This is a genomic window from Acinetobacter sp. NS-4 (assembly GCF_037402435.1).
Classification (GTDB): Bacteria; Pseudomonadota; Gammaproteobacteria; order Pseudomonadales; family Moraxellaceae; genus Acinetobacter.
In genome coordinates this window covers 106,772-121,989 of sequence record NZ_JBBEUE010000005.1, presented here as the reverse complement: position 1 = coordinate 121,989, position 15,218 = coordinate 106,772, and the positions used below count along the sequence as shown (strand labels likewise).

Sequence of the window (15,218 nt, the reverse complement as noted above, 5' to 3'; positions counted from 1 at the left end):
CGAAGTTGAGCTTGATCTAAATATTTTTGACTCAACAGTGAATCATCCTAGAGCATAAACAATGTTATTTTCCAGGCTTAAAGCTGTCTTTTAAGTCCAGAATACGGTTAAACACCGGTTTCGCTGCTGTGTGATCATATTGGTCTGCCACGAAATAACCTTCACGTTCAAACTGGAAGCGGTCTTCAGGCTTCGCTTCAGCTAAAGCCGGTTCAATCACCGCTTGCAATACAGTTAAAGACTCCGGGTTCAAGTTCGCCAAGAAATCATCACCCACTTCTGGATCAGATTCAGTGAACAGACGATCATAAACACGAACTTCAGCCGGTATACCTTTAGTTGCAGATACCCAATGCACCACGCCTTTTACTTTACGACCTTCAGGATTTTTACCTAAAGTTTCCGGGTCAATTGAACATTTCAGTTCAACCACTTCACCGTTAGCATCCTTAATCACTTCATCGCACTTGATCACGTAAGCATGACGTAAACGTACTTCACCTTCAGGAATTAAACGTTTAAAGCCTTTCGGTGGCACTTCCTCAAAATCTTTACGGTCGATGTAAATTTCAGAAGTCAAAGGAATAATACGGTCGCCCATGTCGATGTTTGGATGACGCGCATGAGTCAAATCCATATCTTCAGGCAGGTTAGTCAAAGTCACTTTCAGTGGATTTAACACCGCCATACCACGTGCAGCGGTATTTTCCAAAGACTGACGGATACAGTATTCCAGCATTGCCACATCAACAATACTGCCATCAACTTTAGAGACACCCACACGCTTACAGAAATCGCGCAAACCTTCAGGTGTGAAACCACGACGGCGCATACCCACTACTGTTGGCATACGTGGATCATCCCAGCCATTCACAAAACCACCTTCTACAAGCTTACGCAGCTTACGTTTAGAGGTAATGGTGTAGTCCACATTTAGACGGCTCGATTCGTACTGGTGCGGAACTGCTGGTGATTTCACCTTCTCCACAATCCAGTCATAGAACGGACGGTGATCCTGGAATTCCAAAGTACATAAAGAGTGAGTCACACCTTCAATGGCATCTGACAATGGATGAGCATAGTCATACATTGGGTACATTTTCCATTTATCACCAGTCTGGTGATGTTCTGAATGCAGTACGCGATACATAATCGGGTCACGCATATGCACATTTGGAGAAGCCATATCAATCTTGGCACGCAGTACAGCCTGACCTTCACCCAGCTCGCCATTACGCATTTGTTCAAAACGCGCCAGGTTTTCTTCTACAGTCGCCTCACGGAAGGGAGAGTTTTTACCCGGTTCTACAAATGAACCACGGTTTAACTTGATTTCTTCAGGGGTTTGCAAATCGACATAAGCATCACCTTGTTCAATCAGTTGTACTGCCCAGGTGTACAGTTGATCGAAATAACTTGATGCATAGCGCGGTTCACCATTCCAGTTAAAACCGAGCCATTTTACGTCGTTGGCAATACCGTCTACATATTCTTGTTCTTCTGCATCCGGGTTGGTATCGTCAAAACGCAGGTTACATACGCCATCAAATTCTTGCGCAATACCAAAGTTCAAACAAATCGCTTTCACGTGACCAATGTGTAAATAACCATTCGGTTCCGGTGGGAAGCGTGTAATCACTTGCTGTGTACGGCCTGCTGCCAAATCGTCAGTAATCACTTGGCGTACAAAGTCTAAGCCCGGCTGTTGTTCTTGCTGCGCAGCATCGACAGATTGAGTACTTGTTGTCGGGTTATTTGGCAGGGATGAAACAACATCATTCGGCTTCATAGTTGATAAATCACTTCTATAAGATAAAATAGGATAATTAAAACGCTTTTCTCTATTTTTAACAAAGAAAATAACGTTTTTGCTTGCCTTGTAGTTTACAGTTTGCTTATGCTTCTCTCAACCAAAAACCCATGGCTTTTTTAGTCCATGATCAGGAGATTATAGAATGAGTTTTCCTCAAGTCGAATTAAACACCAATAAAGGACGCATTGTTCTAGAACTTAACTCAGAAAAAGCACCTAAAACTGTTGCAAACTTCTTGGAATACGTTCGTGACGGTTTTTATGATGGCGTAATTTTCCACCGTGTTATTGACGGTTTCATGATCCAAGGCGGTGGCATGGATGAAAACTTCAAAGAAAAAGCAACACGTGACGCGATTGAAAATGAAGCGGATAACGGCTTAACTAACGATTTGGGTACTATTGCAATGGCACGTACTCAAGCGCCTCATTCTGCATCTGCTCAGTTCTTCATTAACGTGGGTAATAATGCATTCCTGAACCACTCTGGCAAAAATGCTCAAGGCTGGGGCTATGCAGTATTTGGTAAAGTGACTGAAGGTCTTGACGTAGTTAACGAAATTAAAGGCGTTCGTACCGGTAACCGTGGCTACCACGCTGACGTTCCATTAGAAAACGTTGTAATCGAATCTGCAAAAATCATTTCTGAATAATTTTTAAATCCTCCCCCATCCCTCCTTTATTAAAGGAGGGAGCTAGACTCCCTTGAAACGGAAAGTCTCCTCCCTTTAAAAAAGGGAGGTCGGGAGGGATTATCAAAAAGGAAAATTAGTGACCTATCTGTTTATCTCTGATTTACATTTGTCACCTGAACACCCTCGACTCGTTCGGGGGTTTTTGGATTTATTAGACAGTTATAAAGATAGAAATACCCAGCTCTATATTTTGGGTGACTGGTTTAATGCCTGGATTGGCGATGACTACACCGCGCCTTGGCTAGATGAAATCGTGCATGCCCTGCAAAAATTCAATCGTGCTGGCAATCATGTTTATTTTCAGGCCGGCAACCGTGATTTCGCGCTAGGTAAAAAATTCCTAAAACAATTCAATGGCACATTACTCACTGAACCAGCAATTTTAAAAATATCCCAAACCACATATCGCCTAGAACATGGTGACTTGCTCTGCACTGATGATGTGTCATATCAAAAGTTCCGTAAAATCATTCGCAATCCATTGCTTTTAGGTTTTTTAAAACGCCTGCCTTTAAGCTTTCGGCAAAAACTGGCCAATGGTTTCCGTAAAAAAAGCGCAGAAACCAAGCAAGTGAAGTCTTATGACATCATGGATGTGAATCAGTTTGCTGTGAAAGTTGCTTTAGAACATGTTGATGTATTGATTCATGGACATACCCATCGTGCTGCCATTCATGAACTACGCGATAAAAAAAGAATTGTTCTGGGCGACTGGCGTGCACATGAAGCACGGATTCTGGAAATTAACCCTGAACAAAAGCCTCTAAAATTAGAATTAAAGACCTGGGCTTATTAAATATAAATTTTCATAATTAACTTTTATCCCTCGACTATGTCATTCACAATCTGTCGAGAACTACGCTGTAATGTTTCTGCGATGAAAAAATTTAGCTGACCAAAAGTAAAACAGGCTTTGTGAATGACAAATGCCTTTAGTCTTACCAAGCAATGCTTTTCAAGGCAAAACCAAAGCAACACACAGAACTCCTGACCTTACAATTACAAATGGTAGGAGTCCATCAGGTACAATTTAGAAGCTGATATAAAATATTAAAAATTAATACCCACCTTCAGATTTAACCACTTCAGTTCCATCTTTATATTTCGCTAAAAGCTCGCGTAGAGAATTTATCAATACACTGGTATCTACACCCACCGCAACAAACTCGGTACCCAAATCAAGATACTGTTGTGTAGCTTCATGTTGGGTAGATAAAATCCCCGCTGCTTTACCTGAAGCACGTATGCGCTGAATGGCATCAATAACAGCTTTTTGTACTTCCGGATGGTTAGGATTACCCTGATAGCCCATGGTGGCAGACAAATCTACTGCACCAATAAATACCCCATCAATACCATCTACTTTGAGAATTTCATCCAGATTTTCCAGACCTGTTACAGATTCAATCTGAATCAGCAGACAAATATTTTCATGAGCCTTTGCATAATAGTCAGGAATGCTGTTCCAGCGTGTTGCACGCGCCAGTGCCGCGCCCACACCACGAATACCCTCTGGTGGATAGCGCACAGCTTTGACCATCAGTTCAGCTTGTTCAACCGTTTCCACCATAGGAATGAGTAAAGTCTGGGCACCAATATCCAAAAGTTGTTTAATCAGCTGCACACTGCCAATAGGTGGACGAACCACAGCTTGTGATGGATACGCTGCGATACTTTGCAATTGAGAGAGTGTGGTTCTTAAATCACTCGGTGCATGTTCACCGTCAATGAGTAACCAGTCATAGCCGGCATTAGCCGCAATTTCAGTGCCGTAAGCATCTGCCAGACCGACCCATAAGCCAATCTGCTGTTGGGTTTTTAGTCTTCTTTTAAAATGGTTTGTATCATCTATCATTTGCTTACTCCACACCCAATGGCTACATGTTGATTTGATTAAACGTGATTTGGCAAAAAGTACCAATATTGATTTCGTATTTTGTCATTGTATATAGCTATTAATAATTCATTTTATTCAGTTTTTTCCTCTAATTTACAATAAATATTGGTATTCTTTACGCCAAAATATAAGTTATCAAAAAATTCTTCTAAGCTATTTCAGCCATGAATCAGGTAAAATCATAAAAAATTTAATAGTGGAAATGTCACTCATGGATTTGTTAAACGTTTCAAAAACACGTTACACCACCAAAGCATACGATGCTTCAAAAAAAATTCCACAGGAGCAATTTGAACGTTTATTGGAAATTCTGCGTCTCACGCCATCCTCTATCAATATTCAACCCTGGCATTTTTTTATTGCCGATCATCAAGTTGCCAAAGAGCGCATTGCCAAGGCTTTAGTGGGTAAATATGCCTACAATGCACCTAAAGTCTTAGATTCCTCTCACACCATTCTGTTCTGTACCAAAGCGGATATCAGTGAACAGCATTTAGATACCCTACTCACCCACGATGATGTCAGCGGCCGTTTTAAAGATGAAAAAGCCAAACAAGGACAAAAAGACAGCCGTAGCGGTTATGTGGATTATTACCGTAATGAAAAAGGTGATATTCAACGCTGGGCAGAAAATCAGACCTTTATTGCACTAGGCCAATTATTGCTGGCAGCCGGTATTGAAGGTGTAGATGCCACTCCTATTGGTGGCTTTGATGAACAAATCATCCGTCAAGAATTGGAATTAGATGAAAAAGGTTTAATTCCATCAGTCATTATGACGTTGGGTTATCGCAGTGAAAGTGATTTCAATGCTCAGTTACCCAAATCACGTCTGAGTCGTGAAGAAATTTTTACCAAGCTTTGATTAAAAAAAATTACAATAAAAGGGGCTAAAAAGCCCCTTTTATGTCATTCCGGGACTTATTTTTGCAACAATATTGCGGTATATTTGCCCAAAAATAATAAACGGTAATTCCCGATCATGCCTCCAGCTATTAAAATGCCAATAAAATTTGAATGCAAATCTTGTAAAACGGTTTACATACACAAATACAGCCCAGATGCTATTTTGACTTCATATCCCACATGCCCTCATTGTCAGCAGCCTGGTCAACTTCAGGGCACAATTGAAATGCAAGATGTATTCAAGCATCCTATCGCTATGGCTCATTACTATTTGCAAGATACCTTACAACGGTTTCAACGCTCATAATTAAGTCAATGCCCTTATTTTATAAGCCTTAACAACCTGCAAATATAGCGTATTTAGATGCGCTGTATTTTTAATTTATTTTTTTGCACTGACTATTTTATGGTCTGCTTTTTGCTACATACCCACCTATAACGATTAAAATTTTTAAGAGGGTTCAGCATGTCTTTGTTTATACCTATGCCAATGAAATTTGAATGCCATCACTGCCGGCAATGTTATATTCACCTCTATCAACAAGAAGATCACCACTATCCTGCCTGCCCTGCTTGCCATAACAATGGTTTGCTGATGGGTATAGCGGAGCCGAAAGATTTTTTTCAGCACCCACTCATTTTTCTATCCGGTTATCTTAAACAGACATGGCATAAGCTAAGCAAATAACACTCGCCAAACCCAAAGCCAGACCGAATGCAGTTGCAGGTTTTACTTTTTCTTTAAACAGTATTACACCACTGAAAGCCCCCAATAGCACCACCAGAATATTCATGCCTGCAAACACAATTGCAGGTGTGTCTTTTAATAAAATATGTGCCTGAACATAAAGGGCAATATTGGCAAAGTTCAACATTCCCAGCCCCATTCCAGCCAGCATATTTTTTTTACTGCCCACTGTTTTTAAGGTCATGAGGATATAACTCAAAGACAAGATAAAGGCACAGATAAACATTAAATTCAGTGCCACGGCAAACTGCACACCCAACCCAGTGGTGTATTTCAATAACACATCAATCAAGGCATATCCACACCAGACCAATGCCAAATAAAACATGCCTTGCCTAGTGGCAACGGATTGACCCGACTGTGCCTGATGATGTGAAAATAGAATACTCAACACTGCTGCAATACCTAAACCGATACCGACCATTTTCAGGGTATTAAACTGTTCCTGAAAAATAAAAAATGCTGCCAACAGCGACAAGACTACAGATAAACGCTGGGCGATTTCAGTTTTTACAATACCGGCATATTGCAAGGATTTCGCCAAACACAAGAAAATACTCGGCAGTAACACACCCAGCGCTACAATCAGCCACCACGGCGTATCTATAACTGAAATATGCTGTAAATCCGGCTTAAACCACAGATAACACAACAGACTCGCAGAAGCATAATTCCAGACAATCATCTGCAAGGCATCAAAACCTTTGGCTTTGCATAGTTTTAAAAGAATAGAGATGACGACACTACAGCACGCTGCAGCCAATATAAGTTCCATCTTTTGGATATTTTCCTTATTTATAATGGATCAAGAATTAGATACAAAAAAGCCCACAATCACTGTGGGCTTTTGATTATAGATAATCTTGAAGATTATTTATAACGATTCACCATTTTCTCTAAAGAAATTGGACGAATCTTGTCTGCATGACCTGCTGTACCAAATGCCGTATAACGATCTACACAAATTTGTTTCATTGCAACAATAGTTTCTGCAAAGAATTTACGTGGATCGAATTCGCTTGGTTTTTCAGCCATCATACGGCGCATTGCACCCGTTGATGCCAAACGTAAGTCAGTGTCGATATTGATTTTACGTACACCGTGTTTGATTGCTTCAACCAGTTGCTCAACAGGTACACCATAAGTTTCTTTGATGTCGCCGCCGAATTCGTTGATTACAGCCAACCATTCTTGTGGCACAGAGCTTGAACCGTGCATGACAAGGTGGGTATTTGGTAATGCCGCATGAATTTCTTTAATACGGTCAATTGCCAGGATGTCGCCTGTAGGTGGACGCGTGAATTTGTACGCACCGTGTGAAGTACCTACGGCAATCGCCAAGGCATCTACATCGGTATCAGCAACAAACGAACGTGCTTCTTCAACTGAAGTAAGTAGTTGAGAATGGTCAAGAACGCCTTCTGCGCCTACACCATCTTCTTCACCAGCCATACCGGTTTCAAGGCTACCCAGGCAACCAATTTCACCTTCAACTGAAACGCCACAAGCGTGAGCCATTTGAACTGTACGACGAGTTACGTCTACATTGTATTCATAACTTGTAGGCGTTTTACCATCTGCACCCAATGAACCATCCATCATTACAGATGAAAAGCCTAACTGGATAGAGCGTTGGCATACATCAGGGTCAGTACCATGATCTTGATGCATAACCACTGGAATATGTGGCCACTCTTCAATTGCTGCCAAAATTAAATGACGTAAGAACGGAGCCCCTGCATATTTACGAGCACCGGCTGATGCCTGAACGATTACAGGTGAATTGGTTTCGTCTGCGGCCAACATAATTGCACGCATTTGTTCTAAGTTGTTTACGTTGAACGCTGGTACGCCGTAGTTGTGTTCTGCAGCGTGATCCAAGAGCTGGCGCATCGAGATTAGAGCCATAATATCCTCCCAGGTGATGCGCCATATTCTACATGCTGAATCATTTCAATTCAGCAACAAAACACACTATTTCAAAAAAAAGTCCCTGCTTATGCAGGGACTTTTAAATAAAAAACCACAAACTTATTGTGCAGTTGCTGTAGAAGCAGCTTCCTCGCTAGCGGCAGTCGCTTCATCTGCTGGTGCATTTGCCACTTCAGCAGGTACATCGGTATTTTTTTCATCCAGGACAGGCTTATCCAAGGCATCAATTGCTTTTTGCTGTTCTGGTGTGGTTTGTTCATCCGCTGCTGCAGAAGCAGCAGTTTCCGTTTTAGGGGCTTCATCTTTCTTGGCACAGGCTGTCAAAGCCAACGGTAAAATCACAAGTGCTGCAAGTGTTAATTTCAGGTTCATCACATTTTCCTACCACAGGAGATTTAATGATGAGGATTTTATTGCAGATATATTGCATTTTTATGACTAAAAAATGACTACCTAAAATGAAAAAGGAATGAAAAAAGGCTGACCGAAGTCAACCTTTTGATTGCAGCTAGACGGCTTAATTAAGCACGTTCTAAAAGTACAGCAACCGCTGGAAGCGTTTTGCCTTCAACAAATTCAAGGAATGCACCGCCACCTGTTGAGATATAACCAATCTTGTCTGCAACTTCGTATTTGTCGATTGCCGCTAAAGTATCGCCACCACCTGCAATAGAGAAACCATTAGATTCTGCAATTGCTAAAGAGAGTGCTTTCGTGCCTTCACCGAACTGATCCACTTCAAACACGCCTACCGGACCATTCCAAAGAATAGTTTTTGAAGTTTTGATAATTTCAGCAAATGCTTTGGCAGTTTCTGGACCAACATCAAGGATCATGTCGTTGTCAGCAACATCTTCAACTTTTTTCACAACTGCTTTAGCAGCAGCCAATGAACCCAAGAAATCATCAAAGTTGATTTCAGTTGCATCTGCAACCACAACATCAGTTGGAAGGGGTACAGATACTTTTGCCGCAATGGCTTTGGCGGTGTCGATTAAATCATTTTCGCATAATGATTTACCTACATTGAAACCTGCCGCAGCCAGAAAGGTATTAGCAATACCGCCACCGACGATGATTTGATCGCAAATATCTGAAAGTGAAGTGAGTACGTCAAGTTTAGTTGACACTTTAGAACCTGCAACAATGGCAACCATTGGTTTTTCAGGTGTTTTAAGTGCACGGCCTAAAGCATCCAGTTCTGCTGCAAGTAAAGGACCAGCTGCTGCCACTTTTGCGAAACGTGCCACGCCTTCAGTTGACGCTTCTGCACGGTGTGCCGTACCAAATGCATCCATCACAAATACATCGCAAAGCGCAGCATATTTTTGTGCAAGTTCAGGGTTGTTTTTCTTTTCACCAGCATTGAAACGGCAGTTTTCAAGAAGTACCACTTGACCCGCTGTAACTTCAACACCATCCAGATAGTCAGTGAAAAGTTTTACTTCCTGACCCAAAGCTTCAGTTAAATAAGCTGCAACTGGTGCTAAAGACTGTTCAGGTTTTGGCTCACCTTCAACCGGACGACCAAGGTGTGAATAAACCATTACTGCAGCACCTTTTTCCAAGGCCGCTTTAATGGTAGGTAATGCTGCGCGTAAACGTGCATCACTGGTAATTACACCGTTTTTAACAGGAACGTTTAAATCTTCACGAATTAGTACACGCTTACCTGCCAAATCCAGGTCAGTCATACGCTGAAAGTTCATGTATAGCTCACTTTATAGATATAAAAAACGCCCCGATTTTAAATGATTATGTAGAAAAAGGTTAGCTTCTTTTGCATAAAAGCTGTCGAAAGACAAAGTTTTGATTATCATAGTCAAAAGCCACATAATGATTTAGAGCTTATGTCTATACACCCAGATCCAAATATCAATCGTTTAAATGTTTTAGGCGAACCCCTGGCAAGCTGTTGCTACTCTCCTATTACCGGTTATTTTCGTAACGGCTTTTGTCATACGGCGACTACAGATCTAGGTCAGCATACGATGTGTGCACAAATGACCGCTGAGTTTCTTAATTTTTCGCAAAAAATAGGGAATGACCTGATCACACCTTTACCAGAGGTTGATTTTCCCGGTTTGGAACCGGGGGATTTCTGGTGCATTTGTGTGACCCGTTGGGTTGAAGCGTATCAGGCTGGTATCGCTCCCCCTATTAAAATACAAGCTTGCCATCAAGCTGTGCTCTCTTACGTCCCGCTTGATGTGCTTATGGAATATGCAGTGTAATGAGTACTCCCCAAATTATTTTGGCTTCAAGCAGTCAAACCCGTAAAGACCTGATGAATCGTCTGCGTATCGACTATCAGAGCATGGTACCGGATATTGATGAATCGCCTCGTGGTGAAGATCATGCCGACCATTTGGCACAGCGACTGGCTTTTGAAAAAGCTAAAAGGATTGCAGAACAATATCCCGAAGCGATCGTGATTGGCTCAGATCAGGTGGCTTGGCGTGAAGGTGCGCCGGATATTTTTATTGGCAAACCGTTAACCGTAGAAAAAGCGGTAAAACAATTGCAGGCCAATTCGGACAAAATCGTTTATTTCAGTACTGCATTAAGCGTACAGCAGCAGTCAACCGGTTTTGAAAAAACCTTGGTAGAACATTATAAAGTCAAATTCCGTAAACTGAGCCTGGCTGAAATCGAGCGTTATATTGAAGTCGATCAACCTTTAATGTGTGCGGGCAGTTTCAAGTGTGAAAGCTTGGGGATTAGCTTGTTTGAACAAATGATGGGACAAGATCAAACCACCTTGATGGGTATGCCGATGATTCAGCTGTGTCATATTCTGCGTCAGTTGAATGTGCTGGTGCCTTAATTTTTTCCGGAAAATAATTCATTCGAATTTTTCTGAAAATCCTTAGCTGTTATGGTTGTGCTGAAGCCGCTTTTCGCACGGCCATAATTAGATTAAGCAGTTATCTCAATGAAGTTTTTAAATACTATTTAATAAGCTTTAACTACAACTTGCACCATTCCCCTACTCAAGCGAAAATACCTGCATAATCTTAAGTAGTCTTATTTATGTCCCAAGCTCTTGATGTTCTCGGCGGAATCACCGCTGAACAATTCCTTGCCGAATACTGGCAAAAAAAACCATTACTGGTACGTAATGCGCTCCCTGAAATTGCAAATCTTTTAGAACCTGATGACGTGATGGAACTGGCGCTAGACGAAAATGTCAGCGCCCGTTTAATCAAGCAAAAGGACAAAGATCCAAATCAATGGTCTGTCAAATCTTCGCCTTTAATCAAAGCTGATTTCCAGAAGATGCCTAAGCTCTGGACATTACTGGTACAGGCTGTGGATCATTATTCATTTGATCTGGCAGAACTATGGAAGAAGTTTCATTTTATTCCCCAGTGGCGTCGCGATGACATCATGCTGTCTTATGCACCTAAAGGTGGCTCTGTAGGTAAGCACTTCGACTTTTATGACGTGTTTTTGGTACAAGGTTATGGTCATCGCCGCTGGCAATTGGGACAAATGTGCGACGCAGATGCTGACTTCGTTGCAGGACAGCCGTTAAAACTGCTCCCTGAAATGGAGGTTCATTTTGACGAGGTACTTGCTCCGGGTGATTTGCTGTACGTACCACCAGGTTTGTCCCACTACGGCGTAGCTGAAGATGACTGCCTGACCTTCTCTTTCGGTTTCCGCATGCCGAATGTAGCGGAAATGATGGATCGAGTTAGTGACAAATTTGCAGACGATCAGCTGCTTAAAAATCCGTTGAAAGATATTCTGCGTGACAAGATCAGCCCGATTGGTCAAATCACCCAAAATGAGCTGGAGTATTTAAAAACCGAACTTTTGGCACAATTGCAAAATCCGACTGTGCTTGAAGATGCCCTGATGAGCCTGATGTCAGAAGCAAAATATCCGGAAAATATTCCAGAGGCAGAAGCGATTGGTAGCGGTGATTTGGAAGAAGCTTTGGAGCAGGGTTATTCACTCATGCTCGAGCCGGCATCACGTCTGCTTTATACTGAAGATGAAAACGAGTTGCTGTTTTGGGCAAATGGTGAAGGCATTTGTATTTCTGAAGCTTTTGCACCACTTTTAAAACAGTTGGCTGATGGCGGTTCAGTATTATTGGATGAAAATCTTTATGATCCAGATATTTTCGAAGATATTGTCAATTTGTTAAATGAATCAATTTTGATGTTATTGCCTGCAACAGATGAAGAATAAATAAAACTCTAAAAAGGGGAAATAATGATTTCCCCTTTTTTTTATATTTTTAGAATTTTCACATTTATTTTTTCGACAGGTCAAAAGCAAAATAACTCACAAATTTTAATTTATTGCCTATTTTATAATGAGACGTTGCCAAGTAGATATGTGAACTGATCTGTACCATTTCATTATGATAACGCCTGCCCCACAGTGGATTATTGCCTAAGTTATGATTGATGATTAAAACTGGCTGATCACTAAAAAGTGATTTTCCGATTTAGGCACTGACTATTTTGAAAGAGCTGATCTAAATCTTGTACCCTCATGCTTTTTAAGTCTTCTAATTGCTGAATAGCATGATTCATGAGAATTAATCTTCTGTGAGCACTATAATTAATTTTTATAAAAAATAATTGAACGCATCTTGATATCTTATATCCATATCACTGACGATCAATCAATAGTTAACTTCGGTAATTTCAGTTGCACAATCGCCTGAATGATGGTGCAGCCTGGCTCAGAAGATAAGTTAAAATCGGCACCCATGCGCTGCAAACGCATATTCATACTGCGCATGCCAATACTTAATCCTTGTTGCGCCACACATTCAGCATCAAAACCAATACCGTCATCTTCTATATTTAAAATAAACTGATTTTCTGTAATATAAACCATCGATATTTTTACATGCTTGGCCTGACTATGTTTAATAATATTAGTCAGACTCTCTTCTAATACCCGTATTAAGGTGAGGCACTGTAAAGCATTAGGCACTGCCTGCCATTCAGGCGGAAAAATCCACTTAGAATGAATATCCAGCTCATCCATAAGCTGACTAAAACGATGCCTCACTGGTGCCACCCACAATATAGGACTAACTGGAATTTTATTATCTGCAGAAGAACCACTATCGATAATTTGTCTGAGGTCATCTCTTAATAATTTAAGCATCGATAAAAATTGCTTATTCGAAATATTATGGGCGCTTTGATCCACTAAAATCATCGAGCGAACTAAAGATGCGCCTAACCCATCATGTAAATCATGCGATAAATGAATTCTTTCCTGTAATTTGACATTTTCAAGCTCGAGTTGATGCTTTTCATTTAAACTGGAACTTAAATCTTCACTCACTTGCTGAATTTTTACTTCAAGCTGTGCATTAAATGCTTCTACTTTTTTAATATTATTTGACAATCGTGTTCCCAATATCATCACCAGAAAAAAGGTAATAATTGGTGCAGTATAGGGAGATAAAGGTCCGTCATCAGTTCCCGTATATGTTGATAATAAGAAAAGGTCAAATAAGGTAAAAAATAGAATACCCATCAGGCAAATGGATAAAAAGATATAATCTATTCTTCTCGATCGAATGGCGTGATAACTGATATAGAAAGAAGTGAGAAAAAATAAACTGACATATATCAAAAATATCAACGCAAAAATCAGATAAATCTGAGCTTCGGGGGTAATAAAAATACCCACGATTGTAAGCCCAGTCACAAAATAAACAACAGGCTCGACTTTAGCCAAATGCTTTTGAATAAACCTTAATAAATAAATACAAAAACTAATGATATAAAGCACAAAGAAAACTAAATTAAATTGAGCTGCCATTAAACTTGTCGGAAAAGGAAATGTTTCTGTAGTTAAAACATTTGAAATAAACATCACCCACAACATCGAACTTAAGGCAAACCATCCAAATGCAGTTTCTTTAGGTCTTAATAACCAGATCACCAAGCAGATCACACCAAAGGTGACTGATAAAACGATATTTACTTGAAATAAAGTTCTGCGCTCCCATATTTTTTTTTGATACACATCATAAATCGTTTGCACATCATTAAAAAAAATTCTTCCTAATCCAGCAGATTGAAAAGCATTGCCTCTCACATAAATCAAAATTTCATTATTCTCAGGCTTTAACCCAGCTAATGGTAAAATCCAGTAACGTGGTACATTCCAGCTTTTTGACAGCGGTTCCTTTAGATTTTTATTCTTCCAGAGTAAATCGCCATTTAAATAAACAGCACCGGCAGAATTAATATAATCAATTAAAAAAGCAACTGGTTCTGTAAGTTTGGCCTTATTTTGGCAGGACCAGCTCCATTGAATTTTGTACCAGGCTGCTCCATCATAATTTTTCCAGCGCTTCTGCCACTGATCGGGCAAATCTACAGTTTGCCATCCCTGCTGCGGTAAAATAGTGACTGAACTGGTCTTAACAGTACGAATAGAATGAATATGCGCTGCGCATTGTGCATTAATACTTTCCGTTATTTCAGCAGAACTGATTTGACTCAGCAGGCTTAGAACAAGAATAAAAAAGCAATGCACAATAAACTGCTTCATAAAATCCCTAAGGATCGTGCGGCACTGACGGCTTTGGTTCTTTTGGTGACCGATAATTTTCGGTAAATATGTTTAATATGGCTTTCAACCGTATATTTAGAAACAAAGAGTTGTTCAGCAATTTCCCGATTACTCATCCCTTGCGCAACCAGATTCAGAATTTCGGTTTCCCGATTGGTTAACAGCTCCATTTCTGAATCTATGAGTTTCTGATCATGGCTGGCCGGTATGACCGCAGCCGATATCTGTTTTAAAATTTCTTGTGCAATAAAAGGGTCAATCGGTGCCCCACCACGTAAAATGCTGCGAATAGATAACTTGACTTCTGCATCATCACGTTCTTTCAAGACATAACCTGTCGCACCAGCCTTGATTGCTGAAAATAAACTTTCCTGCGTACTCCATGCAGAAATCACCAAAATCAGGACATTGTTATCCAATATACGCAGTTTTTCAATCAGCTCTATGCCATTGCCATCGGGCAGTCCAAGATCAACCAGGGCCAAAGAAATAGGTTGCTGCTCTATTTCCACAAAAGCCTGCTGCAAATCCTTAGCAAAAATGAGCATATCTTTGCGATAACCCAATTCTGTCAATATATTTTTTAATCGTTCTTGAATAAGATCTTCATCTTCAACAATTAAAACTGGTACTGGTAAAATTGTTTCTAATTCTGACACAAACC

At 40.5% G+C, this 15,218-nt stretch carries 14 protein-coding genes; 6 read left to right on the top strand and 8 right to left on the bottom strand.

The window, feature by feature from the left end; genetic code table 11:
- Positions 1 to 64: 64 nt before the first annotated feature.
- Entirely contained in the window at positions 65 to 1,789 is a 1,725-nt protein-coding gene (locus WAE57_RS05860; protein WP_337709085.1) for a glutamine--tRNA ligase/YqeY domain fusion protein, read from the bottom strand.
- A gap of 166 nt (positions 1,790 to 1,955) precedes the next feature.
- On the opposite strand from WAE57_RS05860, the gene WAE57_RS05855 reads away from it, so the two are divergent.
- The gene (locus WAE57_RS05855; protein WP_067665756.1) at positions 1,956 to 2,465 is read left to right on the top strand and encodes a peptidylprolyl isomerase; all 510 of its coding nucleotides are present in this window, start codon (positions 1,956 to 1,958) and stop codon (positions 2,463 to 2,465) included.
- 118 nt (positions 2,466 to 2,583) lie between these two features.
- Positions 2,584 to 3,303, top strand: a complete 720-nt coding sequence (locus tag WAE57_RS05850) for a UDP-2,3-diacylglucosamine diphosphatase (protein ID WP_337709079.1) — start codon at positions 2,584 to 2,586, stop codon at positions 3,301 to 3,303.
- 261 nt (positions 3,304 to 3,564) lie between these two features.
- Here WAE57_RS05850 and hpaI read toward each other — a convergent pair whose 3' ends face one another.
- A complete protein-coding gene (gene hpaI, locus WAE57_RS05845; RefSeq protein WP_337709077.1) occupies positions 3,565 to 4,362 on the bottom strand; it encodes a 4-hydroxy-2-oxoheptanedioate aldolase in 798 nt (265 codons plus the stop codon).
- Positions 4,363 to 4,615: 253 nt separating this feature from the next.
- Here hpaI and nfsB point away from each other — a divergent pair, with 253 nt between their 5' ends.
- Complete coding sequence (gene nfsB, locus WAE57_RS05840; protein ID WP_337709075.1) at positions 4,616 to 5,269, top strand: oxygen-insensitive NAD(P)H nitroreductase; 654 nt, start codon at positions 4,616 to 4,618, stop codon at positions 5,267 to 5,269.
- Positions 5,270 to 5,966: 697 nt separating this feature from the next.
- On the opposite strand, the gene WAE57_RS05835 is transcribed toward nfsB, so the two are convergent.
- From WAE57_RS05835 to WAE57_RS05820, 4 genes are all read right to left on the bottom strand, one after another.
- On the bottom strand, positions 5,967 to 6,833 hold the full coding sequence (locus WAE57_RS05835) for a DMT family transporter (protein ID WP_337709073.1): 867 nt from the start codon (positions 6,831 to 6,833) through the stop codon (positions 5,967 to 5,969).
- A gap of 95 nt (positions 6,834 to 6,928) precedes the next feature.
- Positions 6,929 to 7,966 carry a class II fructose-bisphosphate aldolase gene (gene fba / locus WAE57_RS05830; protein ID WP_237786460.1) on the bottom strand — a complete coding sequence of 346 codons (1,038 nt, stop codon included), beginning with the start codon at positions 7,964 to 7,966 and terminating at the stop codon, positions 6,929 to 6,931.
- Between the two features lie 123 nt (positions 7,967 to 8,089).
- Complete coding sequence (locus WAE57_RS05825) at positions 8,090 to 8,362, bottom strand: hypothetical protein (protein WP_237786461.1); 273 nt, start codon at positions 8,360 to 8,362, stop codon at positions 8,090 to 8,092.
- A gap of 149 nt (positions 8,363 to 8,511) precedes the next feature.
- Positions 8,512 to 9,699, bottom strand: a complete 1,188-nt coding sequence (locus WAE57_RS05820; protein WP_237786462.1) for a phosphoglycerate kinase — start codon at positions 9,697 to 9,699, stop codon at positions 8,512 to 8,514.
- 141 nt (positions 9,700 to 9,840) lie between these two features.
- Here WAE57_RS05820 and WAE57_RS05815 point away from each other — a divergent pair, with 141 nt between their 5' ends.
- From WAE57_RS05815 to WAE57_RS05805, 3 genes are all read left to right on the top strand, one after another.
- Positions 9,841 to 10,224: a DUF2237 domain-containing protein gene (locus WAE57_RS05815; RefSeq protein WP_086174290.1), complete on the top strand. Its 384-nt coding sequence runs from the start codon at positions 9,841 to 9,843 to the stop codon at positions 10,222 to 10,224.
- Complete coding sequence (locus tag WAE57_RS05810; protein WP_337709067.1) at positions 10,224 to 10,817, top strand: Maf family protein; 594 nt, start codon at positions 10,224 to 10,226, stop codon at positions 10,815 to 10,817. The genes WAE57_RS05815 and WAE57_RS05810 overlap by 1 nt, the downstream gene beginning before the upstream one ends.
- Positions 10,818 to 11,023: 206 nt before the next feature.
- Positions 11,024 to 12,193: a cupin domain-containing protein gene (locus tag WAE57_RS05805; protein WP_337709065.1), complete on the top strand. Its 1,170-nt coding sequence runs from the start codon at positions 11,024 to 11,026 to the stop codon at positions 12,191 to 12,193.
- 438 nt (positions 12,194 to 12,631) lie between these two features.
- Here WAE57_RS05805 and WAE57_RS05800 read toward each other — a convergent pair whose 3' ends face one another.
- Together WAE57_RS05800 and WAE57_RS05795 are read right to left on the bottom strand one after the other, a co-directional pair.
- The gene (locus WAE57_RS05800; RefSeq protein WP_337709063.1) at positions 12,632 to 14,533 is read right to left on the bottom strand and encodes an ATP-binding protein; all 1,902 of its coding nucleotides are present in this window, start codon (positions 14,531 to 14,533) and stop codon (positions 12,632 to 12,634) included.
- Positions 14,530 to 15,213 carry a response regulator transcription factor gene (locus tag WAE57_RS05795; protein WP_337709061.1) on the bottom strand — a complete coding sequence of 228 codons (684 nt, stop codon included), beginning with the start codon at positions 15,211 to 15,213 and terminating at the stop codon, positions 14,530 to 14,532. Before WAE57_RS05795 ends, WAE57_RS05800 begins: the two co-directional genes overlap by 4 nt.
- Positions 15,214 to 15,218: the final 5 nt, after the last annotated feature.

What these genes read in the sequence shown, in the direction of transcription:
- nfsB (WP_337709075.1), top strand. Translation starts at nt 4,616, where the DNA reads ATGGATTTGTTAAACGTTTCAAAAACACGTTACACCACCAAAGCATAC.
- WAE57_RS05815 (WP_086174290.1), top strand. Translation starts at nt 9,841, where the DNA reads ATGTCTATACACCCAGATCCAAATATCAATCGTTTAAATGTTTTAGGC.
- WAE57_RS05800 (WP_337709063.1), bottom strand. Translation starts at nt 14,533, where the DNA reads ATGAAGCAGTTTATTGTGCATTGCTTTTTTATTCTTGTTCTAAGCCTG.
- WAE57_RS05835 (WP_337709073.1), bottom strand. Translation starts at nt 6,833, where the DNA reads ATGGAACTTATATTGGCTGCAGCGTGCTGTAGTGTCGTCATCTCTATT.
- WAE57_RS05820 (WP_237786462.1), bottom strand. Translation starts at nt 9,699, where the DNA reads ATGAACTTTCAGCGTATGACTGACCTGGATTTGGCAGGTAAGCGTGTA.
- WAE57_RS05825 (WP_237786461.1), bottom strand. Translation starts at nt 8,362, where the DNA reads ATGAACCTGAAATTAACACTTGCAGCACTTGTGATTTTACCGTTGGCT.
- WAE57_RS05810 (WP_337709067.1), top strand. Translation starts at nt 10,224, where the DNA reads ATGAGTACTCCCCAAATTATTTTGGCTTCAAGCAGTCAAACCCGTAAA.
- WAE57_RS05855 (WP_067665756.1), top strand. Translation starts at nt 1,956, where the DNA reads ATGAGTTTTCCTCAAGTCGAATTAAACACCAATAAAGGACGCATTGTT.
- WAE57_RS05860 (WP_337709085.1), bottom strand. Translation starts at nt 1,789, where the DNA reads ATGAAGCCGAATGATGTTGTTTCATCCCTGCCAAATAACCCGACAACA.
- fba (WP_237786460.1), bottom strand. Translation starts at nt 7,966, where the DNA reads ATGGCTCTAATCTCGATGCGCCAGCTCTTGGATCACGCTGCAGAACAC.
- WAE57_RS05805 (WP_337709065.1), top strand. Translation starts at nt 11,024, where the DNA reads ATGTCCCAAGCTCTTGATGTTCTCGGCGGAATCACCGCTGAACAATTC.
- hpaI (WP_337709077.1), bottom strand. Translation starts at nt 4,362, where the DNA reads ATGATAGATGATACAAACCATTTTAAAAGAAGACTAAAAACCCAACAG.